This window comes from Chryseobacterium sp. MP_3.2, assembly GCF_035984805.1.
Lineage (GTDB): Bacteria > Bacteroidota > Bacteroidia > Flavobacteriales > Weeksellaceae > Kaistella.
In genome coordinates, this window is the sequence record NZ_JAXCHW010000001.1 from 372,289 (window position 1) to 395,463 (window position 23,175).

21 protein-coding genes and 1 pseudogene are annotated in these 23,175 nt (G+C 34.9%); 18 read left to right on the top strand and 4 right to left on the bottom strand.

Going from position 1 to position 23,175, the window contains the following annotated elements; all coding sequences use genetic code 11:
• Positions 1-4 precede the first annotated feature (4 nt).
• From RCH13_RS01725 to RCH13_RS01735, 3 genes are read left to right on the top strand one after another with little or no spacing between them, the layout of a single operon-like run.
• Positions 5-664, top strand: a complete 660-nt coding sequence (locus tag RCH13_RS01725) for a hypothetical protein (RefSeq protein WP_326985480.1) — start codon at positions 5-7, stop codon at positions 662-664.
• Entirely contained in the window at positions 661-1,449 is a 789-nt protein-coding gene (locus tag RCH13_RS01730; protein ID WP_326985481.1) for a sensor histidine kinase, read from the top strand. The genes RCH13_RS01725 and RCH13_RS01730 overlap by 4 nt, the downstream gene beginning before the upstream one ends.
• Positions 1,436-2,080, top strand: coding sequence for a response regulator transcription factor (locus RCH13_RS01735; protein ID WP_326985482.1), 645 nt, complete (start codon positions 1,436-1,438; stop codon positions 2,078-2,080). The genes RCH13_RS01730 and RCH13_RS01735 overlap by 14 nt, the downstream gene beginning before the upstream one ends.
• 142 nt (positions 2,081-2,222) lie before the next feature.
• On the opposite strand, the gene RCH13_RS01740 is transcribed toward RCH13_RS01735, so the two are convergent.
• On the bottom strand, positions 2,223-2,912 hold the full coding sequence (locus RCH13_RS01740) for a Sir2 family NAD-dependent protein deacetylase (protein WP_326985483.1): 690 nt from the start codon (positions 2,910-2,912) through the stop codon (positions 2,223-2,225).
• An 89-nt stretch (positions 2,913-3,001) separates the two neighbouring features.
• Here RCH13_RS01740 and RCH13_RS01745 point away from each other — a divergent pair, with 89 nt between their 5' ends.
• The 13 genes and pseudogenes from RCH13_RS01745 to RCH13_RS01805 all read left to right on the top strand — a co-directional run bounded on the left by RCH13_RS01745 (position 3,002) and on the right by RCH13_RS01805 (position 14,749).
• Complete coding sequence (locus RCH13_RS01745) at positions 3,002-3,529, top strand: GNAT family N-acetyltransferase (RefSeq protein WP_326985484.1); 528 nt, start codon at positions 3,002-3,004, stop codon at positions 3,527-3,529.
• A gap of 81 nt (positions 3,530-3,610) precedes the next feature.
• Entirely contained in the window at positions 3,611-5,140 is a 1,530-nt protein-coding gene (gpmI, locus tag RCH13_RS01750) for a 2,3-bisphosphoglycerate-independent phosphoglycerate mutase (RefSeq protein WP_326985962.1), read from the top strand.
• 303 nt (positions 5,141-5,443) lie between these two features.
• The gene (locus tag RCH13_RS01755; RefSeq protein WP_326985485.1) at positions 5,444-6,421 is read left to right on the top strand and encodes an acyl-ACP desaturase; all 978 of its coding nucleotides are present in this window, start codon (positions 5,444-5,446) and stop codon (positions 6,419-6,421) included.
• Between the two features lie 93 nt (positions 6,422-6,514).
• A complete protein-coding gene (locus RCH13_RS01760; protein ID WP_326985486.1) occupies positions 6,515-6,946 on the top strand; it encodes a BT0820 family HAD-type phosphatase in 432 nt (143 codons plus the stop codon).
• 48 nt (positions 6,947-6,994) lie between these two features.
• The gene (gene map / locus RCH13_RS01765; protein WP_326985487.1) at positions 6,995-7,804 is read left to right on the top strand and encodes a type I methionyl aminopeptidase; all 810 of its coding nucleotides are present in this window, start codon (positions 6,995-6,997) and stop codon (positions 7,802-7,804) included.
• A 261-nt stretch (positions 7,805-8,065) separates the two neighbouring features.
• Positions 8,066-8,536: pseudogene (gene tnpA, locus RCH13_RS13910) on the top strand (IS200/IS605 family transposase).
• 116 nt (positions 8,537-8,652) lie between these two features.
• Positions 8,653-9,420: a class I SAM-dependent methyltransferase gene (locus RCH13_RS01775; protein WP_326985489.1), complete on the top strand. Its 768-nt coding sequence runs from the start codon at positions 8,653-8,655 to the stop codon at positions 9,418-9,420.
• Positions 9,421-9,435: 15 nt separating this feature from the next.
• The gene (locus RCH13_RS01780) at positions 9,436-10,209 is read left to right on the top strand and encodes an SGNH/GDSL hydrolase family protein (protein ID WP_326985490.1); all 774 of its coding nucleotides are present in this window, start codon (positions 9,436-9,438) and stop codon (positions 10,207-10,209) included.
• A 131-nt stretch (positions 10,210-10,340) separates the two neighbouring features.
• On the top strand, positions 10,341-11,216 hold the full coding sequence (gene era, locus RCH13_RS01785; RefSeq protein ID WP_326985491.1) for a GTPase Era: 876 nt from the start codon (positions 10,341-10,343) through the stop codon (positions 11,214-11,216).
• A gap of 59 nt (positions 11,217-11,275) precedes the next feature.
• On the top strand, positions 11,276-11,704 hold the full coding sequence (locus RCH13_RS01790; RefSeq protein WP_326985492.1) for a DoxX family protein: 429 nt from the start codon (positions 11,276-11,278) through the stop codon (positions 11,702-11,704).
• A 91-nt stretch (positions 11,705-11,795) separates the two neighbouring features.
• Positions 11,796-14,198 carry an alpha/beta hydrolase family protein gene (locus RCH13_RS01795; protein WP_326985493.1) on the top strand — a complete coding sequence of 801 codons (2,403 nt, stop codon included), beginning with the start codon at positions 11,796-11,798 and terminating at the stop codon, positions 14,196-14,198.
• A 163-nt stretch (positions 14,199-14,361) separates the two neighbouring features.
• Entirely contained in the window at positions 14,362-14,499 is a 138-nt protein-coding gene (locus RCH13_RS01800; RefSeq protein WP_326985494.1) for a hypothetical protein, read from the top strand.
• Positions 14,465-14,749, top strand: a complete 285-nt coding sequence (locus RCH13_RS01805) for a hypothetical protein (RefSeq protein WP_326985495.1) — start codon at positions 14,465-14,467, stop codon at positions 14,747-14,749. Before RCH13_RS01800 ends, RCH13_RS01805 begins: the two co-directional genes overlap by 35 nt.
• Positions 14,750-15,416: 667 nt before the next feature.
• Here the strand turns inward: RCH13_RS01805 and RCH13_RS01810 are convergent.
• Genes RCH13_RS01810 through RCH13_RS01820 form a run of 3 tightly spaced genes read right to left on the bottom strand, consistent with a single transcriptional unit; the run spans position 15,417 to position 20,461 of the window.
• Positions 15,417-15,944 carry a DUF1697 domain-containing protein gene (locus RCH13_RS01810; RefSeq protein ID WP_326985496.1) on the bottom strand — a complete coding sequence of 176 codons (528 nt, stop codon included), beginning with the start codon at positions 15,942-15,944 and terminating at the stop codon, positions 15,417-15,419.
• A gap of 10 nt (positions 15,945-15,954) precedes the next feature.
• Positions 15,955-16,944 (bottom strand): adenosine deaminase, encoded by a 990-nt coding sequence (locus RCH13_RS01815; protein WP_326985497.1) that lies wholly within the window; start codon positions 16,942-16,944, stop codon positions 15,955-15,957.
• A 31-nt stretch (positions 16,945-16,975) separates the two neighbouring features.
• Positions 16,976-20,461, bottom strand: a complete 3,486-nt coding sequence (locus RCH13_RS01820) for a glycosyltransferase family 117 protein (protein ID WP_326985498.1) — start codon at positions 20,459-20,461, stop codon at positions 16,976-16,978.
• Positions 20,462-20,682: 221 nt separating this feature from the next.
• On the opposite strand from RCH13_RS01820, the gene RCH13_RS01825 reads away from it, so the two are divergent.
• Together RCH13_RS01825 and RCH13_RS01830 are read left to right on the top strand one after the other, a co-directional pair.
• Positions 20,683-21,720 carry a PLP-dependent cysteine synthase family protein gene (locus tag RCH13_RS01825; protein WP_326985499.1) on the top strand — a complete coding sequence of 346 codons (1,038 nt, stop codon included), beginning with the start codon at positions 20,683-20,685 and terminating at the stop codon, positions 21,718-21,720.
• A 108-nt stretch (positions 21,721-21,828) separates the two neighbouring features.
• Positions 21,829-23,100, top strand: coding sequence for an aminotransferase class I/II-fold pyridoxal phosphate-dependent enzyme (locus RCH13_RS01830; protein ID WP_326985500.1), 1,272 nt, complete (start codon positions 21,829-21,831; stop codon positions 23,098-23,100).
• Positions 23,101-23,175: the final 75 nt, after the last annotated feature.

The window sequence follows — 23,175 nt, forward strand, 5'->3', positions numbered from 1 at the left end:
CACAATGCAGTGGAACAGAGAAATTGCAGGCCTTATTATCATTATATCAATGATTTTTTCGGCAGTCTTATTAGTACTCAGAAGAAGAAATTTAGAAGGTCATATTTTTTATTTTATCGGTGCCATAGTTATGTTATCATTAATAGAAATTACAGGATTTGTCACTAAGTTATTTGATCACGAGTATAATACTTCTAAGCTTTATGCCATAGGTACCAATTTCTTTGTATTTCTTTTGTATCTCCTTTATTTTCAAAAAATATTGCAAATTGAAAGGTTAAGAAAGATAAATGCACTTATAATCGCTTTGTTTGTTGCAAATTATCTCGGATCTGCACTACTAATTGAGGAATTTTTCACGAGATTTTCTTTTGTAAGTTACTTCGTGCAAGTCATTTTACTCACTGGAAGTATCAACTTAGTGATGTCTCAAACATTCAATTCAGATAAAATATTAAGTCTCAGTACTTACTTTCCTTTTTGGGTTTGCATCAGTTTGCTTATCATTTATTTAGGTGTTTTACCACTTTTAATGATCAGCAATGCAGCACAATTAATGAACCTAAATCTATTTTTTGCGATTTTGTTTTTGGTGAATTTCTTAGGATATATTATTTTGCTTGTGGGGATAATGAAAGCAAAAACTAAACTTGAGACAATATGAATTTTTCTGAAATGGATTTGCTGATCGTGGTCACTACCTTTATTATTTTGGTGGTTGTACTTATGATGGTTTCCATTTATGGAATTTTCATTAAAAAAAAATCAGAACTACTTCTGGAGCAGCAGAAACAATTGGCAATTTACGCGCAAGAACTCGCAATTTCACAGGTTGAAATAAAAGAGCAAACTTTAAATTATATCGGACGGGAATTGCATGATGATCTGGGTCAAAAACTTTCCGTCGCCCGATTGATGACAAGTAAGTTGACGCTTTCTGATGATGTAAACACTACCAAAATATCGAAGGAGATTAATCTACTTTTAGGCGAATGTTTACAGGATATTCGAAACCTTTCAAAGGTTTTTATCACCAAGCAAGTGGAGCATTTTGGTTTTGTAGAATCTCTGGAGCGTGAGATTTTTCGAATCCAAAGACTTAATTTGATGGAAGTGGAATTTGAAATCAGTAACCATGAATTAGAAATGAACTCAGAGCATGCATTGATTCTCTTTAGAATGGTGCAAGAATGCATCACAAATGTCATAAAACATTCTAAATCCAAAAATATTATACTAAAAGTGATTGAAGATCCACAAATTATTAGGATTTTTGTAGTAGATTGTGGAATTGGCTTTAATACTCTAGAAGAAGATGATGGAAGTGGACTTCGAAACATGGAAAGCCGCGCAAAAATCATCAATTCTGAATTTAGCATCAAATCCGTCGCAAATGAAGGAACAGAAGTCTTGATTACGTATAATAAATATGGATATGGAAAAAATTAAAATTGCAATCGTAGATGATCATAAATTGGTCTCGAAAGCTTTAGAAAATATGATTTCTTTTAATCCTAATTTTGAAGTTTTGATGACCTGTTATAATGGACAAGATTTATTAGATAAATTGCAAAAAGCGCAGAAAATGCCAGATGTAATTCTAATGGATATTAACATGCCCATAAAAAATGGAATCGAGACCACTACAATAATATCTAAGCTTTATCCCAATTTAAAGGTAATTGCGCTCACCATGGAAGATAATGAGAGTACAATCATTAAAATGCTTACCGCTGGAGCGAAGGGATATTTACTGAAAGACATGTCACCTGATATTCTTTTTGATGCCATCGATATTGTTCACCATAAAGGAATTTTCTACACGGACTTGGTGACGCAAAGTTTGCTAAAAATCAAAACTGAAGAAAAGCAGATGTTGGAATTAGCGGAAACTCTCAAGGAGAGAGAACTTGAATTTATAAAGCTGGCCTGTTCAGAATTAACGTACAAAGAAATTGCACAAAAAATGTTTTTGAGCCCAAGAACTATTGATGGTTACAGGGATTCTGTATTTGTAAAACTAAATGTAAAAACGCGTGTGGGAATTGTTCTTTTCGCTGTAAAACATACCTTATGTTAATTTGGGTGTAATAACCCGAACAACTCCTAGAAATTTGTTTTACTTTTGAAGTAAGAAAATATAACACAAATTTCTTGAAAAAAAGGAAGACCGATTGCGTAATCGGTCTTTTTTGTTTATATATAACATTATTTATCAAATTTTAATTAAAAATTTTCAATAAAATTTTTTTTAACTGTTCCATTCCTTGTGTTGCATTTGTTTTCAGATAATTCTTATGGTTAACAAATTTATTATCCAGATTTGGATCAATGAGATAGACTTCACAATTTTCGGGTATGTAATCTATCAAACCAGCGGCTGGGTAGACTTGCATAGAAGTTCCAATGACTAAAAAAATATCGGCCTTTTTCACAATTCCAAGGGCATTATTCATTTCCACAACTTCCTCCCCGAACCAAACAATATGTGGTCTCAATTGAACGCCGTTTTCATCAACGTCACCAAGATTGAGGTTACGTTCCCATGAAATAATATTTTGGTAATTATTGATTGGCCTGGCTTTTTTCAGCTCTCCATGGAGATGCAAAATATTAGTAGAACCCGCACGTTCATGTAAATCATCCACATTTTGAGTGATAATTTCCACATTGTATTGTTCTTCCAAATCTGCCAAAATAAAGTGAGCTAAGTTGGGAGCTACTTCTTTAAGCTGCTTTCTTCGGGCATTGTAAAAATCCATAACTAACTTAGGATTTCTAGCAAAACCTTCTGGACTTGCAACATCTTCAATGCGATGATTTTCCCATAAGCCTCCAGAATCCCGAAATGTTTTGACGCCACTTTCTGCAGAAATTCCCGCACCAGAAAGAACAACTAGATTCTTTTTCATACTTTTTTTATATTTACAAAACCAGGCAAATCAGATACAATCCACAAATTACTAAATTCTTGACTAAATTTGTTCTAAATTCTTCGATTATGCACAACACTACATCAAATTACAATTTTAGATTATTAGAAATTCATGATCTCCCTATTATTTGGAAGATCGTACAAGAAGCTATAAATAGAAGAAAATTAGAGGGCAGTACGCAATGGCAAGAAGGGTATCCAAATTTAGAAAGCATCGAAAATGATTTAAAAAGAGGCTTTGGATACGTGTTAGAAATGGATGGAAAAATCGCAGCGTATAGCGCAATAATTTTTGAAATAGAACCTGCGTATGAAATTATTGTTGGAAAGTGGGAGAGCAGCGGAAACTATGCAGTTATACATCGGGTAGCGGTAGGGAATGATTTTACGGGAAATGGAGTTGCGACCCAAGTTTTTAAAGAAATTGAACGCGTTGTGATGAGTCAGCAAATATTCACCATTAAAGTTGATACTAATTTTGACAATGTAGCAATGTTAAAAATTTTTAAAAAATTACAATATGAATATCGTGGTAAGGTCTATTTTCGCGGATCCGAAAGATTAGCATTTGAAAAAATTCTGCAATTGACTTAAATCATTTCTAAAAAAATATGAATGGAGATTTCTTTTGAAGCTCCCCAATATTCAGTAAATTTACGATTTAAAATTAATACCATGTCTAAAAAAGCAATTCTGGCAATCCTTGATGGATGGGGTTTAGGTTCTGATCCAAAAGTTTCCGCCCTAGCACAAGCAAATACCCCCTTTATCAATTCTTGTCTAAAAAACTTTCCGAATACTACCTTAGAAGCCAGTGGAATTGCAGTTGGTTTACCCTTTGGACAAATGGGAAATTCTGAAGTTGGTCACATGAATTTAGGAGCCGGTAGAGTGGTTTATCAGAATTTGGTAAAGCTAAATTTGGCTGTAGAAAATGCGACTTTGGGCAAAGAAAATACAATAACTCGCGCCTTTGAATATGCTGTAGTGCAAAAGAAAAAGGTACATTTTATAGGTTTAGTCTCAGATGGAGGTGTTCATTCTCATATCAATCACTTAAAAGGGCTTTTAACCGCCGCTCATGAATACGGTTTGCAAGACCAAGTTTATGTTCACGCTTTTACAGATGGTCGTGATTGTGATCCACATTCTGGAAAAGATTTCCTCGCAGATTTAGTGGAGCACATGTCCTTAACCACAGGAAAATTAGCCTCCGTTATAGGAAGATATTACGCCATGGATCGTGACAAAAGGTGGGAACGGGTTAAATTGGCGTATGACGTGATGGTGAACGGAATTGGTGAAGAAACACATAATGCTTTAGGCTTAATTGAGAAATCATATGCCGAAGGGATTACGGATGAATTTTTAAAACCAATGGTTTGTTTAAAAGAAAATAATTTACCTGTTGCTAAGATTGAGAATGATGATGTAGTCTTTTGTTTCAATTTCCGCACAGATCGAGGTCGGGAAATTACGGAAGCTCTTTCTCAAAAAGACTTTCCAGAGTACGGAATGAGTCATCTCAATTTGTATTACGTCACCATGACAAACTATGATAAGGACTTTAACAATGTACATATCGTTTTTGACGAAAAAGTTTTAACTGAAACGATGGGAGAAGTTTTGGAGAAAAATAACAGAACCCAAATTCGGGTGGCAGAAACCGAAAAATATCCACATGTCACCTTCTTTTTTTCGGGTGGAAGGGAAGAAATGTTTCAGGGCGAAAGAAGATTGCTTTGTCCAAGTCCGAAAGATGTACCGACTTACGATTTCAAACCAGAAATGTCTGCGTATGATATTGTAGAAAAAATACTACCAGAAATTGAGAATGAAAGTGCCGATTTTATTTGCCTCAATTTGGCCAATACAGATATGGTAGGTCATACTGGCGTTTTTTCTGCGGCAGTAAAGGCAGCAGAAACAGTAGATGTATGTATTCAAAAAGTGGCAACTGCTGCTTTTGATCATAATTACGCCGTTTTTATATTGGCAGATCATGGTAATTCTGATGTGATGATTAATGAAGACGGATCACCGAATACACAGCATTCCACTAATTTGGTTCCTTTAATTGTGCTGGATAAGGAGAAAACTTGGAAATTAGAACCTGGAAAACTTGGCGATATGGCACCAACTATTTTGAAAGTGATGGGAATAGAAATTCCCGAAATTATGACAGGTAATATTTTGGTTAGCTAAATTTTAAACGATTACAATTACACAAAACAGGAATTTCGATTTCTGTTTTTTTTTGCTTTTTGAAAGCGTTTATCCGATTTTTTTAATGATAATTTTCTCGCCTGATACCAGCTAAACCTGAGTAATTCAATTGCTATCAAAAATTGATTCTATAAAATTTGTAAATCATTTGTAACCAATTTATTAATTGATTGTTTTTAGATTTTAAGAGGGCGTAAAGTCTTTTTTTTAACTGGGACTTTCTTTCAGCTATGCAACAAATAATAATTTAAGTATATTTGTTCATCTAAAAAAGTAAAGAACATGTACAATAAATTAGTTAGACTAGAAGTCATGAAAGGTTTAGGAAAAGAAGTCAATGACTTTATTTCTACTTACCTGACTCCTGTTGAAAAAATATGGCAACCCACTGATTTTCTGCCAGATCCATCGTCGGATAATTTTAAATATGATGTAGAAGAATTGCAAACGTACGCGCGAGAAATGGACTATGATCTATTTGTAACGCTTATTGGAGACTGTATTACAGAAGAGGCTTTGCCAACGTATGAATCATGGTTAATGGGTATTGATGGTGTAAATCAGGAAGAAAATTCTGGTTGGGCACAATGGATTAGAAGCTGGACCGCAGAAGAAAACCGTCACGGGGATTTGCTTAATAAATACCTTTATTTATGTGGCAGAGTAAATATGAGAGAAGTAGAAATTACGACTCAATATTTAATTCAAGATGGTTTGGATATCGGAACTACAATGGATCCGTACAGAAACTTTGTCTACACGAGTTTTCAAGAAACCGCTACCAATGTTTCCCACAGAAGAGTGGGTTCACTGGCAAAACAAACAGGAAATACCAAATTAGCCAAAATGTGTGGAATGATCGCTGCCGATGAGGCCCGACATGCCAAAGCCTACAAACATTTTGTGACCAGAATTTTCGAATTAGATCCCTCAGAAATGATGCTCGCCTTCGAAGATATGATGCGTAAGAAAATTGTAATGCCTGCGCATTTAATGCGGGAATCTGGTCAAAAAGCGGGTGAACTTTGGGGACATTTTTCAGATGCTGCACAACGCGCGATGGTTTATACCGGTCACGATTACATTAATATTCTAAGTGAATTATTAGATGACTGGAAAATCGAGCACGTAACAGGATTGAATGAAAAAGCGGAGAAAGCGCAAGAATATTTGATGAAACTTCCCGGCCGTTTGCAGAAAATTACAGACCGCATTGCAACGCCTGATTTAGAGTATCAGTTTAAGTGGGTAAAACCTTAAAATCACATAGCAAACTATTATAGTTTCAGAGCGGCGGATGTTTTCTACCGCTCTTTTATTTTCTTATCTTTGCAAAACTGAAATTTAAACAGCATGAATAGCAATAAAAAACTGGCAATCGACTTTGATGGAACCGTAGTAGATGATGCATATCCGGGAATTGGAAAGCCGAAAACGTTCGCCTTTGAAACTCTGAAAAAACTTCAATCAGAAGGTTATCGTTTAATTCTTTGGACCTATCGCCATGGGAAACCTCTAGATGAAGCCGTAGAATTTTGCAAGAAAAATGGAGTAGAATTTTATGCCGTTAATTCCAGTTTTGAGGGAGAAGTGTTTGAAAATGAAATGGCCTCCAGAAAAATAGATGCTGATTTATTTATTGATGATCGCAATCTCGGTGGTTTTCCAGGTTGGGGCGAGATTTACAATATCATTACGGATCGTATCGAATTTCGCGTGGAAGGAACTGAAGTTTTGGCTTATTCGAAAATGAAAAAAGACAAGAAAAAAGGCCTTTTCTGGTAAAATTTGGCAGTCCTTTCATCATTAAAAATATCAAATCGACTTTCATTTATGATTATATTAAAAACATTAGAGGAACTAAGATTGATGCGTGAAAGCGCTCAATTGGTCTCTAAAACTTTGGGAATGATTGCCAAGGAAATTAGACCCGGCGTCACTACTTTACACCTAGATAATTTGGGTGGTGAGTTTATCCGCGATCATGGTGGTGAACCCGCTTTTCTAGGAATGTACGGTTTTCCAAAAAACCTGTGTATTTCTCCAAATGCTGAAGTAGTTCACGGAATTCCAAATGAAAAACCACTGGAAGAAGGAGATATTTTGTCTGTAGATTGTGGCGTGTACATGAATGGTTTTTATGGCGATCATGCTTATTCTTTCGAAGTTGGTGAAGTGGCGCCCGAAACCAAAAAATTATTAAAAATCACCAAAGAATCTTTATATAAAGGGATCGAACAATGCGTTCGAGGGAAAAGAGTAGGAGACATCTCTAATGCCATTCAAGAACACTGTGAGAAAAACGGTTACGGAGTTGTGCGGGAATTAGTCGGTCATGGCTTAGGTAGAAAAATGCACGAAGATCCACAAGTTCCTAATTATGGAAGAAAAGGAAGTGGTAAAGTTCTAAAAGATGGAATCGTTCTCGCCATAGAACCCATGGTAAATCTCGGTACCGAGAAAGTAAAATTTCATGATGATGGTTGGACAGTAACCTCGGTAGATAATTCACCTTCTGCGCATTTTGAACATGATGTTTGTATTATCAATGGCAAACCCGTTTTGCTGTCCACCTACAAATATATTTACGAAGCTTTAGGAATAAAAAGCGAAGAAGAAAAACCATTTACGCTGGAGTTTTAGATTATTATGGAATGCAGCAGTGAAGCTGCGAAATATTGGTAGCGCTTCCTTTTTCAAGAGTGAGCGATGGGGAGAACAAATTTTCATTGGAGCTGTAAAATATTTATGAAAAAGCAGCGGCGAAGCTGCGATATATCGGTAGGGAAATATGATTTTATAGTGAGCGGCGAAGTCGCGAAATATTGGTGTTACATATTTCCAATCAAAAATGATATGAAGCGTTCAGATATATCTTTTTTTATTTTTTAATTCAATTATATAATGTCAGATTCAAACGCAACCTACACCCAAATTCATGTCCAGTTTGTATTCGCCGTTAAATTTCGTGACGGTCTGATACAATCAAATTGGAAAGATGAACTGTTCAAATATATCACCGGAATTATTCAAAACAATAACCATAAATTATTAGCCATAAATGGAATGGCTGATCATATTCATATTCTAGTTGGTTTAAGACCAACACAATCCATCTCTAGTTTAGTAAATAACATCAAGTCTAATTCTTCAAAATTTATAAATGAGAAGAAATTTTTACCTGTAAGATTTGAATGACAAAAAGGGTACGGAGCTTTTTCTTATGGAAAATCCCAAGTTTCCGATGTTATAAATTATATCATAAACCAAGAAGAGCATCATGAAAAAAAATCTTTTAAAGAGGAATATTTAAATTTTTTGCAGAAATTTGAGATTGATTATAATGAAGAATACATGTTCTACGAATTAATTTAAAACCAAAATTTCGGTGCTTCGCACATCTACAAATATTGACTGAAACGCTACCAATATTTCGCGGCTTCGCCGCTCTCCTCAAATAAAATTAGACAATATTATTTAATAAAAATCCTTTGAAAAACATCACCAAATTTCTCCTCAATAAAATTCCACGGCCTTTATTAATTAAAGCAAGCATAATTGCGCGACCTTTAATTGTTCTGTTTTTCAAAGGCAACCAATTTACAGATCCAATTGATAACAAATCATACCGAAAGTTTCTACCTTACGGTTATGGAAAGCAGCGAGAAAATGCACTTTCGCCGGGAACTTTAAGTTTAGAAAGGCATCGACAAATGTGGCTTTATCTAAAAAATGAAACTGATTTTTTTACTCAAAATTATAAAATCCTTCATATCGCGCCTGAGCAAGAATTTCTGCGGAAATTTAAAAAAATGAAGAATCTGGACTATACGTCCGCTGATTTATATTCTCCTATCGTCGATGTAAAAGCTGATATTTTGGATTTGCCCTTTGAAAATGAAAGTTTTGATGTTGTTTTTTGCAATCACGTTTTAGAGCATATTGAAGATGATCAAAAAGCGATGAGTGAATTGTATCGTGTCATGAAAAAGGGTGGTTGGGGAATATTTCAAGTTCCAATGAAAAATTCATTAGAAAAAAGTTATGAGGATTTTTCCATTACAGATCCCAAAGAGCGGCAGAAGCATTTCGGTCAATATGATCATGTTCGTTGGTATGGAATGGATTATTTTTCAAGATTAGAAAATGCGGGTTTTACTGTAGATATCAATTTTTATTCGAAAAAATTTTCTTCAGAAGAACGTCAAAAATTTGGTCTCCTCGAGAATGAAATTTTACCAATTGTTTCAAAAAAGTAAAGGAAATCTCATCCAATGAAAAGCAGTTATACTCTTCACCTTCTGAAATCACTTCCTTTGCTTCCCATTATTTATTTTCAAGGAAAAAAGATTAAAAAGGAAGTTCAATTTTTGCCAGAAGCGAAAAATACTGAAGGCGTAATAAATGTAGACGGTGAAAAGAGTTTAAAAATTCTTTTCCTGGGCGAAAGTTCGTTCGCGGGCGTCGGTTCAGAATTTCATAAAGATGCTTTTGCTGGTCATTTTTCCGCAGAAATCTCAAAATTAATAAATTCAACGATTCATTGGAAAGTGTACGCCAAAGTTGGAGCTACTGTAGAGGAACTTCAGAGAAAGATAATTCCTACAATTAAAGAGACTCACTGCGATTTACTTGTTATCGGAATTGGTGCCAATGATACCTTTAAATTTGCGCATCCTAAAAAATGGCGGAAAAATATTCAACTTCTTATTGATGCTTTAAGAGGTAAATTTCCAGAAACTCCTTTACTTTTTGCGCAATTACCAACCATTGAAGTTCTTCCCGCTTTTACTAAAGAAATGAAATTTGTTTTAGGCAATCACAAAAATTTGCTTGCAGCGCATTTGAACGAACAGGTTTTGCAAAATAAAAAGGTCTATTTTCCAATGGAAAAAATTAATATTGTAGAATGGCTGGGCAAATTAAAAGAAGGAGAAACCGTTGCTCAATTTTTTAGTGATGGAATTCATCCTTCAGAGTTTTGCTATGAATTGTGGGCAAAAGACTGCGTTGCCTATTTAAAGGATTCGAAAATTAAGCTGACCTGAAAAATTCACTTCTTAGAAAGTGAACTTTTCAGTTAAATTAAAGGATACCTTTAACCGTCCAACAATGTTTTACTACCTTTGCGAAGATTTTGAAATACTCATCATCTTTAATGTTTAAATAGAAAAATAGAATGCACAAAGCAGGATTTGTAAATATAGTGGGAAAACCGAACGCCGGAAAATCTACGCTTCTTAACCAATTGATGGGCGAGAAATTAGCAATTGTTACGCAAAAAGCACAAACAACCCGTCACCGGATTTTCGGGATTTATAATGAAGAAGATTTACAAATCGTGTTTTCTGATACGCCCGGAGTTTTAGATCCAAAATATGGATTGCAAGAAAAAATGATGGATTTTGTAAAGGATTCTTTGCAAGATGCTGATGTTTTTCTTTTCATCGTGGATATTTTAGACCGCACAGAGCCTTTTGAATTTCTCACGGACAAACTTAATAAAATACCAGTTCCCGTTTTAATTTTGGTCAATAAAATTGATGAATCTAACCAAGAAGATTTAGAAAAGGTGATGAACCTTTGGCATGAGAGAATTCCGAAAGCAGAAATTCTTCCCATCTCCGCTTTGAAAGGATTTAATACGGATGCAATTTTACCTAAACTAAAATCATTACTACCAGAAAATCCACCGTATTACGACAAGGAAATGTATACGGACAAGCCTGAAAGATTCTTTGTAAACGAGGCCATTCGGGAAAAAATTCTTTTGAATTATGAAAAAGAAATTCCTTATTCCGTAGAAGTGGTCACCGAAATGTTTAAAGAAAATGAGGGAATTATCTTCATTGATTCGGTTATTTATGTGGAACGTGACACGCAAAAAGGTATTATCATCGGACACAAAGGTGAAGCCATTAAAAAAGTTGGAACTGAAGCCAGACTTGATTTAGAGAAGTTTTTCTCAAAAAAAATTCATCTTAATTTATTTGTAAAGGTGAAGAAAGACTGGCGAAAAAATGACAGAGATCTTAAAAACTTTGGATACCGGTAAAATGAACACTTGTTCCACGGTTTTCTAAGTATTTGCTCCAACATGTAAAAATTTACTGCATGAATTATTTAAATTCAATCAAACAAAATCCTATAACTGTAGATATCATCCTTTTAATTGTTAGGGTTTTTATAGGATTCGCAATGCTTTCTCACGGATTTCCAAAATTGCAATTGCTTTTTTCAGAAGAAGAAATTACATTCTATAACTTTCTTGGATTGGGTCAAAAAACGTCCTTAATTCTAGCGGTTTTTGCAGAATTTGTATGCTCTATTTTTATAATCTTAGGTCTCTTTACAAGATTTTCATTAGGATTTTTAATTATAACAATGTTTGTTGCGGCCTTCTTTGTTCATTCCAGTGATATTTTTTCAAAGAGAGAATTAAGTTTGCTCTATCTCTCTGTTTACCTTTTACTTTTTGCCATGGGTCCAGGTAAATATTCTATTGACCACATGATTGACAGGAGAAAAGAAACTTCTTGGTAAGTTTCTAAAATATTTCTTATCTTTTCCCTATTGAAGCAGTAATTTTTTACTGCTTTTTTTTTCAGAATAAATCACTAAAAATTTTCACCCAATGAAATTGAAGTTAACAATTTGCCTCCTCGCATTTTTGAACATCACCAATGCTCAGGAAAACATCACGTACCAAAAACCTTCCGCAGAAATTCTGCAACTTGCAGATTTTCAGCGCGCTCCATCTGTGATGATGGACAGTAAAAAAAATTGGATGGTTTTTTCTTACCGCGATACGTATAAAACTCTAGATGACCTTAACCAAGACGAAATGAAATTAGGGGGTTTACGAATTAATCCGATTACCAATATTTCCAGTTCCATCACATACATCAACAATCTGAAAGTTCGTAAACTGAATGATAAGATGGAAGTGCAGGTAAAAGGGTTGCCAGAAAATGCAAAAATTACCAGCCTTACTTTTTCTCCAGACGAAAAGAAAATGGCCTTTACCAATACGGTGAGCAATGGAGTAGAGTTGTGGATTTTGGATTTAGCATCTGCTACAGCAAAAAAAATCAGCAATGCTAACCTCAATGCAAATTTAGGTTCACCTTACTTATGGTTCCGCGATTCAGAAAATTTATTGGTGAAATTATTGCCGAATAATCGACCGGCTCTTTTAAACAGTCAAAAAGATTTACCAACAGGACCGATTGTTTCCACAGCAGACGGAAAAGTTTCTCAAAATAGAACCTACCAAGATTTATTAAGAAATCCACAAGACGAAAAGAATTTTGAAGTTTTAACGAGTTCTGAAGTTTTTAAAATTGCCTTGAATGGCAACTCAAAAAAATTCATGGATCAAGATCTATTTGCGGGACTAAGCTTTTCGCCAAATGGAGAATATTTGATGACCACCACCATTCAGAAACCTTTTTCATACATCGTTCCTTTAAACAGATTTCCCATGACCACTCATATCTATGATAAAAATGGTAAAATGGTAAAAGCGGTAAATAATGTTCCGCTAACGGAAATTATGCCAAAAGGTTTTTCTTCTGTTCGTACAGGGAGAAGAGATATGGAATGGCGTGATGATCAACCTGCAACTTTAGTTTTCGCGGAAGCATTAGATGGTGGCGATCAAAGCAAAAAAGCAGATTTCCGAGATGCTATTTTCACGTGGGAAGCTCCTTTTAGCGGTGCTCCAAAGGAATTTTTTAGGACTTCACAACGTTACGATAATGTGAGTTGGTCCAATGGTGATTATGCTTTGGTTACAGAAAATTGGTATGATACCAGAAATACAAAAGCATATTTAATCAATCTAAAAAATAACACGTCAAAAATTATTGAAGACCGTAATTCTCAAGACGTTTACAGCGATCCTGGAAATTTTAACAGAACTAAAAACCAATACGGAAGAAATGTTATTGACATCAAAAACAATAGGGCTTTCCTTATCGGAGATGGTTTTACAAAAGACGGTCAGAAACCATTTATTGATGAATTAGATTTAGCAACGCAGCAAAAGAAAAGATGGTACACCTCTGATTTAAAAGGTTCCAAAGAAGATTTAGTTGATATTCTAGATGCCCAAAAAGGTGATATTCTAATCGTTCAGCAATCTTCTAATTTGTATCCGAATTATTACGTTAGAAATGTAAAATCTAAAAAATCTACGCCAGTTACGACTTTTGCAAACCCTTTTGAATCCATCAAAGATGTGTACAAAGAAGTGATCAGCTACAAAAGAAATGATGGGGTAGTACTATCTGGAACGCTTTATTTACCCCCTAATTTCGATCGAAAAAATCCAAAGGAAAAATTACCGCTTTTGATTTGGGCGTATCCTACAGAATATAAGGACAAAAACACAGCAGGACAAAACACTCAAAATCCGAATGACTTCACTTTTCCAAGCTACGGCTCATTTATTTATTGGGTAACAAAAGGGTATGCGGTTTTAGATGATGCAGCCTTTCCAATTATTGGCGAAGGAAAAGTAGAGCCGAATGATACTTTTATTCCACAGTTGGTTGCTAATGGTAAAGCCGCCATCGATGCAGTTGATAAATTAGGTTACATTGATCGCAATAAAGTTGCGGTTGGAGGACATTCTTACGGAGCTTTCATGACCGCCAATCTTTTGACCCATTCCGAAGATTATGCGTGTGGAATTGCAAGAAGTGGTGCTTATAACAGAACATTAACGCCTTTTGGTTTCCAGAGAGAGCAGAGAAATTATTGGGATGTTCCACAGATTTACAATACCATGTCTCCTTTTATGAACGCTGATAAAATGAAAACGCCCATGTTATTGATTCATGGTGATGCAGATAATAATCCGGGAACATTCACGCTTCAGACAGAGCGTTATTTCCAAGCGTTGAAAAATTTAGGAGCACCTGTTAGAATGGTTCTTTTACCTAAAGAAGCTCATGGATATGCGGCCAAAGAAAACATCATGCACGTTTTGTGGGAACAAGATCAATTCCTAGAAAAATGTTTTAAAAAATAAAATGAAAGTCTTCCAAAATTGGAAGACTTTTTTTCACTTTCTTTAAAATAAGATGCGATTCTAATTGCAAACCACAGTGGAACTCATTTGGGGTGAATAGACGCTATCCCTTGATTTGAAATAATTGTAATTTTATTTTTTAAATCACCTGAAAACCAATCCTATGCAAAACTTTAAGACCAAAAATGGCGTGAGTGTTCGCGCGTATTCCGGCGATGCAATTGTACTCCTGGCTTTTGAGGTAGCTTCTAGCTTAGCTACAAATCTTGCAGGATTTAGTATTTCATTTCGATTACAATAGACTAACTTTTGATGAAACTTTTCGGAAGGGGAGTGGTATTTCAACCTATGATAAAAATTTTACTTTATATTCCCCTATTCAAAAATTTAACTGGGTACATGTACCAAGTACAGATATCGACTCAAAAAAAGCAATTTTCGGTATTTACAAATATACCATTACACCAAGATATATAGAGAATGGAAAACTTTTGCCCATCGATAAAAATTTATCTGTAGATGTGGAAATTTCGGTAAAACTTTATCAGTAAAAACACGGAACAATTGCTTTTGACAGAGGTTTTGTTTCGTCTGTTGCGTATGCCACCAGATTCAGTAGAACCAACAATTCAGTAAGACCAAAAAACAATAAAAAATTACTTTTCGACATTATTGAATTCGCAGATTCAGCCCCTCGCTGGAATGAAAAAATACGTAAATATGAAATGGTTCCTTATGCTTTTCAGGAGCTACATGAAATGCAGACAAAGAAAATTATACATTTAAAAAGTAAAGATATTTCATTAATTAAAATTATAAAATCAATACTGGAAAATTTCTTAAAAGTAATACAAGTGAAATTATTTTATGGAAAATTATGATTGCAATTATTTCGACTGATAAGTTTAATTAAGTTTAATGTGGAGAAAGTATATTTTTCGTCGGACAATCCATAAACTTTTGCTAATTATCAATTTAAGCCCATATATCTTATCGTATACATTATCATTGTGAATCGGTCTAGGTTAATTGATTAACAACCAATTACAATTCTAAAAACCAATCCAATTTAACATAATATAAATTATAGGACATTTTATCGTTTCTGATTAAGTGTGATTTTAGTCTCCTTTTTCTCTAATTCTGTGCTTTTGAAAATTATGCTGAGACTTTGACAGATTTAAAAGATCCTGGAACTTCAAACAACTTATGTAAAATTTACAATTTCTTCAGCACCTTTTCCAGCGTGTTGATATTTCTAGAGGTAAATTGATCTTTGAAGGATTTCTTTCCTAAAATTTTTCCAAATTCACTATTAAGCGTATTTCCCTTCGGAACTTTCCAGTAAAAATAATTATGAGAAATCTGTGCATCTTCACCAGTGGAAATATTCAGGCAGCTTGAAAACTGATTTAAAAGCTCAATTTCAATTCCTGCATTTCCTAGAAAAATATAAATGTGAGATTCGGTAGTTTTTTCAAAAGGACAATGCTCTACAATATTTCGGACTTCCTCCTCATATTTAAGAAAAAGAAAAGCTTCATAATTGAAAGCTACTGACAAAGCTTTCTGGAGTTTTTCCTTCAAAAAAGTTGTATTTTCTTCAGAGGAGAATAAAATATTTCCCGTTGCTAAAACTGCCGAAACTTCTTTTATTCCCACACTTTCAACCACCTTGCAAACATCTGCCATTTTCATAGAAGTACTGTTAACATTGACTCCACGAAGAAAAGCACAATATCTCACGTGAAATTTTTTAAAGTTGAGCGATCAATTCTTGTTTTCTGCCTTCGGGTAAAAAAGAATATTCAAAAGAGTTGCGAACCAATTGTTTCACTTCTTCTAAAGTAAGATCCAACGCCTCAATACAATCCAGGTAATTTTGAGTCAAATAACCACCAAAATAAGCAGGATCATCAGAATTTACCGTTGCTTTTAAGCCTAAATCCAGCATTTTTTTCAACGGATGATTTTTGATCTCATCTACATTCCGAAGTGCAGTGTTAGAAAGAGGACAAACCGTAAGTGCCATTTTTTCATTCACTAATCGATCAACCAAGGAAATATCTGATAAACAATTATTTCCATGATCAATTCTGGCGACTTGTAGTAAATCCAAAGCTTCCCAAATATAATCTGCAGGTCCTTCTTCGCCCGCATGTGCAACAGGAATATAACCTGCTTTCACAGAGGCATCAAAAACTTTTTGAAATTTAGACGGGGGATTTCCTTTCTCCGAAGAATCAAGTCCTACCGCTTTGATTAAATGTTTATAGGGCAATGATTGCGCTAATGTATCAAAGGCATCTTCTTCTGATAAATGCCGCAAATAACTCATAATGAGCAAAGAAGAAATGCCCCATTTTGACTCCGCCTCTACTCTAGCTTTCTGTATTCCATTGATTACGGTAGAGAAAGCAATTCCGCGCTTGGTATGTGTCTGCGGATCAAACATAATTTCCGTGTGAACCACATTTTCTTCGGCACAATGTTGAAAATAAGCCATCGTGAGATCGTAAAAATCTTCTTCATGAATTAAAACATTGGCACCCGCATAATAGATATCCAGAAAATCCTGAAGATTCCCAAATTGATAGGCTTTCTTCAATTCTTCAATGCTTTCATACGGAATTGCAATCTTATTTCTCTGCGCAATCTGGAACATTAATTCTGGTTCGAAACTGCCTTCAATATGAAGATGAAGTTCTGCTTTCGGAACTTGCTTGATATAATCTGCTGGAGTCATTTGTTTTATATTAATTTAGTGAATCGCACGATTACTGAGTTGCTTTCATCATGGCATTGGTTATTTGATTCTCTTTTTCTTGCGCGTACGTAGAATCATAAGGTTCCATCACATCAAAAAGATACGTATAAAAAGGGGTGATTTTTTGAACTTTTTCAGATTCGTTAATGGCTTTTTCTCTTCCCATGGTTTGCAAATCTTTCACAAAATTCTGAAATCTCTTATCAATAGGTTCAATGGATTTTACCAAGTACGTATAGCCTTTATCTTTTTGTCCAATTTTTTCATACGCATCCGTAACGGCTCCAATGATTAGAGAGTATTCCAAAGGTTTTGTGCGCATTTGTTTCGAAACGAAACGTTGCTCATCTGCACTAAGGCTTCCGTAATAATCATATTCAACAAAAATTTCTTTCTTCAATTCCTCTGCTAGTTTTAAACCTTTTTGTTCTTGTCCAGAAACAATGTAACCGTAGACAATGGAACTTAAAGATCTAGGATCATTGTATTTTTGAACAGGAATTTCTTTGGATGCTAAATCCAATAATTCTAACGCTTTTGCTTTTTGTCCAGAAAGGGTTAAAGCTTCTGCGGCGCGACTAACAGAACTTCTATAACTCACAATATTTTGGGTACACGTTTCATCAAAGTGAACGCTCAAATCTTTAAAATTTCCCCATTTGTAATTTTTGACAATATTGTACAGTGAATTTGCATCTACTCTGCCCATTTCACCATCTTCCCTTTCTTTGGTTTTAATGGGAACTAAACGGTAACTAAAACCATCAAATTGCAGATAATCGCCGAGGAAGAAAATATTTTCTGGATCATAAATTCCACCAGATGAGAAATTGATGGCTCTGGTCCAATCAAAATTTGCCAATATATCCAATAATATTAAATTGTTTTTAAACATTCGATTACTTTTATAATCAATGCTGATGGTATCTACCGTTTCTCCCAAATCCTTAGCAGAGATTGTTCCAGATTTTACCGCATTTTGCTTATTTACAGGAAGAGTGAATTTAGAAACTGGCAAGAAGTTAAACTTCTCATATTTCTCCTCTCCAAAAAGCATTTTCAAAATCTGATCTTTATTATCTGATTTAACTTTAATAAAGTTGATAGCCTCCTTCAAAGACATAGAATCTTTGGTCAAAAACTGACGAAATTCTGCGAAAGTTTCGGGTGGCGCTCCCTGATCTTCTATATTGGCAAAAACATTTTTCCAATCTTCTGGACTCATTAAAAAGACCTGATCATTGGTACCATCTCGGTAATCTTCATGTTTTAGGACGGAAGGGATCGGCATCGAATTATAAGTTCTTCTTTTGACCTGATCAATATTCCAAGGCGTAGATAACAGCGTAAAGTTCACCACTTTCACATCATCTCTAAGTCCGGATGTTTCCTGCATTCCCCAAATCGGATACGTATCATTATCGCCATAGACAAATAGGATATCATCTTTTGGCAAAGATTTTAGAGTAGAATAAGCGTAATCATAAGCGGTAGTTCTATTGCTTCTATCATGAACATTATAATTTTGAAATCCCATCATGAGAGGAATTCCAAGCAAAACAACTCCAGCACCAATATTTACGGGATTCGATTTTACTTTATCTTGAAGCCACCATAAAATTGCAGCAGCACCTAAACCAATCCAAATCGCAAAAGCATAAAAAGAACCAACCATGGCGTAATCTCTTTCTCTAACTTCAAAAGGTTTAACACCGGTATAAAAAACAATTCCAATACTCGTAAGGACAAAAAGGGAAAGAATGGCGTAGAACCTTCCAAAATCTCGATTAAGTTGGAAGAAAAAGCCTATTAAACCTAAGATAAAGGGTAAGAAGAAAAATGCAACAGTACTTTCATTTTTGAACTTTGCGGGCATTTTACTTTGGTCTCCCCACATGGCATTATCCAAAATCGGGATTCCAGAAATCCAGTTTCCGCGATTATTTTCCATGTGACCTTCCAAATCATTTTGCCTCCCTACATAATTCCAAAGCAGATATCTCATAAAATAATATCCGTTTTGAAAGGTGAAGAAATAATCCAGATTTTGTCCTAAACTCGGACGCTGAACATTGATTAAATTATAAGGTTTAACTTGTAGATAGTCATCAACTTTAATCGAACCATCATCATATTTTTTCCGCAGATCATCGAAAATTTGTTTTGCTTCTGGGCTGTCTGCAATTTCTTCATTGGCATAGTTGAAGGAAAAATCAGGCTTTCCGTACATAGACATATAATTGGCCATTACATCTTTGTCCTCATTAAACATTCTCGGCATAAAACTGATGTGATCAGGATTGTAAACGTAATTAAAACGGTCCCCAACTTTTCTGTAAGTTCCAGAAACTTCGTCTTTTTCGTAAACATCACCAGTTTTTAAGGTTTTATAACTACCGTCTTCATTTTTTAAAATTCCATTCGCATCTAAATGGGCGGTGTAATTCTGTCCATAAGCAGTTGGCCAGTCTCCATATTGTTCCCGGTTATAATAATCCAACATTCCGATTGCGTTATCAGGATTATTCAAGTTCATCGGCGGATTGGCATTCGCACGAATTGGAATAACCATCCAGCAAGAAAAACCGATAATCATATAAACCACCGAAAGGGCAATCATTTGATAGATATTTTTCTTTGCTTTTTTCGCATATTTAATGGCGAAGTAACACAATGCCACTAAAATCACAAAGGCAATGATTGTTCCCGCATGGAAAGGAAGACCAATGCCATTCACGGCAAAAATTTCTAATTTTCCGAACATACTCATAATGAAAGGGAAAATTCCTTTGAAGACGATCCCTAAAATTACGAGCGTAATTATATTGGCCCAAAGAAAACTCTTCCAAGAAAATGTATAATTTCTGGCGTAGTATATCAGACAAACTGCTGGAATCGCAAGCATGCCCATCATGTGAACACCCACGGATAAACCCGTGACAAAAAATATTAAGATAATCCATCTTTCATTATCAGCATCATGGTATTCATTTTCCCATTTCGTGATGAGCCATAAAAGTAAGGCGATAAATAAGGAAGCCATAGAATAAACTTCCCCTTCTACAGCAGAAAACCAGAACGTATCAGAAAAAGTAAAAGACAAGGCCCCAATTACTCCAGCGAAAAGAATAGAAATTTCTTGATGCTTCGTAATTTCTTCAAAATCTTTCTTTAAAAGTCGTCTAACCAAATGCGTGATGGTCCAAAACAGAAATAAAATCGTAAGCGCACTAAATAGAGCCGACATTCCATTGATGACGATAGAGTAATTCTCTCCATTACCAAAGGCAAGCATTGCTGCCACTGCACCGATCAACTGAAAAAGTGCGGCTCCTGGTGCGTGAGTAACTTCTAGTTTTACGGCTGATGCAATGTATTCTCCAGTATCCCAAAAACTAAAATTCTTTTCAATTGTAGAGAGATAAGTGATAAATGCAATTAGGAAAACTGCCCATCCCAGAAGGGTATTCCACTGTTTAAAAGACCAATTCTTCATAAATAAAATTCAATGTGCGAAAATAAGGTTTTTACCTTACTATTCAGATATTTTAACACATTTTAAATAGCCTCACTTTATTACGTAGTGGTGATTCTATAAAATTTTTTCGCTAAGATTGTATAGATTATATGCATTAAATCATAAACCAGCAGATAAATTGTTGAATTGTTAAATTTTTAGTATTTTTGCAGACGGTTTTAAAGAGAAAAAAGGAAACAATGACTCATGTTTACGATAACATTTTAGGCTTAATTGGTAATACTCCGATGGTGAAAATTAACACTGTCACGAAGGATATTCCTGCAAAAGTCTATGCGAAATTAGAATCGTGCAATCCCGGACATTCTACCAAGGACAGAATTGCATTACATATAATAGAAGCTGCAGAAGCAAAAGGCTTACTCCAACCAGGTTCAACCGTCATAGAAACAACTTCTGGAAATACCGGTTTTTCCATTGCGATGGTTTGTATTATTAAAGGATACAAGTGTATTTTGTCTGTGAGTGACAAAACCAAAGCAGAAAAAATTGCTTATTTGAAAGCGCTTGGAGCTACGGTTTATATTTGTCCTGCAAACGTTCCCGCAGATGATCCCAGATCATATTACGAAGTGGCAAAAAGAATTGCTTCTGAAACACCTAATTCAATTTACATCAATCAATACTTCAATGAATTGAATATTGATGCCCATTATAAAAGTACAGGACCCGAAATTTGGAAACAAACAGAAGGAAAGATCACGCACCTTATTGCATGTACCGGAACTGGTGGAACTTTATCAGGATCTGCAAAATATTTGAAAGAACAAAATCCTGGTATTAAAATTATTGGAGTTGATGCTTCTGGTTCCATCCTAAAAGGATATCACGAAACTGGCGAAATTAATAAAGAAGATATTCATCCCTACCAAATCGAAGGTATGGGAAAAAATTTGATTCCCTCCGCATTGCTATTTGATCAGATTGATGAATTTGTACGTGTAAATGACGAAATGTCCGCTTACAGAACACGAGAAATCGCTTTGAAAGAAGCAATAATGGGCGGTTATACTACCGGTGCGGTGATTGAAGGTTTATTGCAATATGCCGTGAAAAATCCCTTTAAAAAAGATGACTTAGTTGTCGCAATCTTTCCAGATCACGGATCAAGATATATAACTAAAGTTTATAGTGATGTATGGATGGAAGAGCAGAAATTTGTTAACAATTGTGTCCATAACTACGAAGAAGTTTTTAAAACAGAACGAATTAAGTAAAAGTTATTAAGATATAGAGAAAACCTTTTCAGTAGATATGACGAGGTTTTTTTTTGAATTTTTTGGTAACTTTGTTTCCACTTACAAATAATAAATTTATAACAGATAATGAAAGATATTTTTAAGCGTTTAAGGGAAAATCCCGGTCCATTAGGTCAATTTGCTGATTATGCTGAAGGTTACTTTGTTTTCCCGAAATTAGAAGGTCCAATCGGTCCGAGAATGAGATTTCAGGGAAGAGAAGTCATTTTTTGGAGCGCGAATGATTATTTAGGACTTTGTAATCATCCAGAAGTTTTAGAAGCAGATGCAAAGGCCGCTGCAGAATACGGAATGTTCTACCCAATGGGAGCCAGAGCAATGTCCGGAGAAACAGAACAACATCAACAATTAGAAAGAGAATTAGCAGAATTTGTAGACAAAGAAGCAGCTTACCTTTTAAATTTCGGGTATCAAGGAATGGTTTCTACCATTGATGCTTTAGTTGGAAGACATGATGTAATTGTGTATGATGCAGATTCTCACGCATGTATTGTAGATGGAGTTCGTTTGCACATGGGTAAAAGTTTTACGTTCAGACATAATGATATTGAAAGTTTAGAGAAAAATCTGGTTCGTGCTACCAAAGTGGCTCAAGAACAAGGTGGCGGAATTCTCGTCATCACAGAAGGAGTTTTCGGAATGCGCGGAATGCAGGGAAAAGTAAAAGAAATCTGTGATTTAAAATCTAAATATGATTTCCGACTTTTACTTGATGATGCTCATGGATTTGGAACTTTAGGAAAAACTGGCGCCGGAGCTGGTGAAGAACAAGGTTGTCAAGATCAAGTTGATGTTTATTTCTCAACTTTCGCAAAATCAATGGCTGGCTTCGGAGCGTTCATCGCAGGAGATGCCGATATTATCCGAATTTTAAAATACAATCTTCGTTCCCAGGTTTTTGCAAAATCTTTAACAATGCCAATGGTCATCGGAGGATTAAAAAGATTAGATCTTTTACGTTCTAATCCAGAAATCAAAGCGAAATTGTGGGAAAATGTTCACAAATTACAAAATGGTTTATTAGAAAGAGGATTTAATTTAGGCGGTTCAAATACTTGCGTAACTCCTGTAATGATGCAGGGTTCTACCGTTGAAGCTACTCTACTTTCCCGTGATTTAAGAGAAAATTTCGGAATTTTCACTTCAGTGGTTATTTATCCCGTAATTCCAAAAGGAATGATTTTGTTGAGATTAATTCCAACTGCATCTCACACAGATGCCGAAATCAATGAAACATTAGCTGCCTTTGAGAAAATTCACGAAAAATTAGTTTCTGGATTCTACAAAGAGCAGGAGCAAAAATTATTAGAAGAAAAAAATCTTCAATTTAAAGATTAATAAAATTTTTCAATTGATAGTCATATAAACCGTTTGAAAAATTCAGACGGTTTTTTTTTATCCTTTCCTAAACAC

Excerpts from the sequence above, each read along its gene's own strand:
- era (WP_326985491.1), top strand. The coding sequence starts at position 10,341 with ATGCACAAAGCAGGATTTGTAAATATAGTGGGAAAACCGAACGCCGGA.
- RCH13_RS01800 (WP_326985494.1), top strand. The coding sequence starts at position 14,362 with ATGCAAAACTTTAAGACCAAAAATGGCGTGAGTGTTCGCGCGTATTCC.
- RCH13_RS01730 (WP_326985481.1), top strand. The coding sequence starts at position 661 with ATGAATTTTTCTGAAATGGATTTGCTGATCGTGGTCACTACCTTTATT.
- RCH13_RS01795 (WP_326985493.1), top strand. The coding sequence starts at position 11,796 with ATGAAATTGAAGTTAACAATTTGCCTCCTCGCATTTTTGAACATCACC.
- RCH13_RS01780 (WP_326985490.1), top strand. The coding sequence starts at position 9,436 with ATGAAAAGCAGTTATACTCTTCACCTTCTGAAATCACTTCCTTTGCTT.
- map (WP_326985487.1), top strand. The coding sequence starts at position 6,995 with ATGATTATATTAAAAACATTAGAGGAACTAAGATTGATGCGTGAAAGC.
- RCH13_RS01755 (WP_326985485.1), top strand. The coding sequence starts at position 5,444 with ATGTACAATAAATTAGTTAGACTAGAAGTCATGAAAGGTTTAGGAAAA.
- RCH13_RS01830 (WP_326985500.1), top strand. The coding sequence starts at position 21,829 with ATGAAAGATATTTTTAAGCGTTTAAGGGAAAATCCCGGTCCATTAGGT.
- RCH13_RS01825 (WP_326985499.1), top strand. The coding sequence starts at position 20,683 with ATGACTCATGTTTACGATAACATTTTAGGCTTAATTGGTAATACTCCG.
- RCH13_RS01790 (WP_326985492.1), top strand. The coding sequence starts at position 11,276 with ATGAATTATTTAAATTCAATCAAACAAAATCCTATAACTGTAGATATC.
- RCH13_RS01815 (WP_326985497.1), bottom strand. The coding sequence starts at position 16,944 with ATGACTCCAGCAGATTATATCAAGCAAGTTCCGAAAGCAGAACTTCAT.
- RCH13_RS01745 (WP_326985484.1), top strand. The coding sequence starts at position 3,002 with ATGCACAACACTACATCAAATTACAATTTTAGATTATTAGAAATTCAT.
- RCH13_RS01735 (WP_326985482.1), top strand. The coding sequence starts at position 1,436 with ATGGAAAAAATTAAAATTGCAATCGTAGATGATCATAAATTGGTCTCG.
- RCH13_RS01740 (WP_326985483.1), bottom strand. The coding sequence starts at position 2,912 with ATGAAAAAGAATCTAGTTGTTCTTTCTGGTGCGGGAATTTCTGCAGAA.
- gpmI (WP_326985962.1), top strand. The coding sequence starts at position 3,611 with ATGTCTAAAAAAGCAATTCTGGCAATCCTTGATGGATGGGGTTTAGGT.
- RCH13_RS01760 (WP_326985486.1), top strand. The coding sequence starts at position 6,515 with ATGAATAGCAATAAAAAACTGGCAATCGACTTTGATGGAACCGTAGTA.
- RCH13_RS01725 (WP_326985480.1), top strand. The coding sequence starts at position 5 with ATGCAGTGGAACAGAGAAATTGCAGGCCTTATTATCATTATATCAATG.
- RCH13_RS01820 (WP_326985498.1), bottom strand. The coding sequence starts at position 20,461 with ATGAAGAATTGGTCTTTTAAACAGTGGAATACCCTTCTGGGATGGGCA.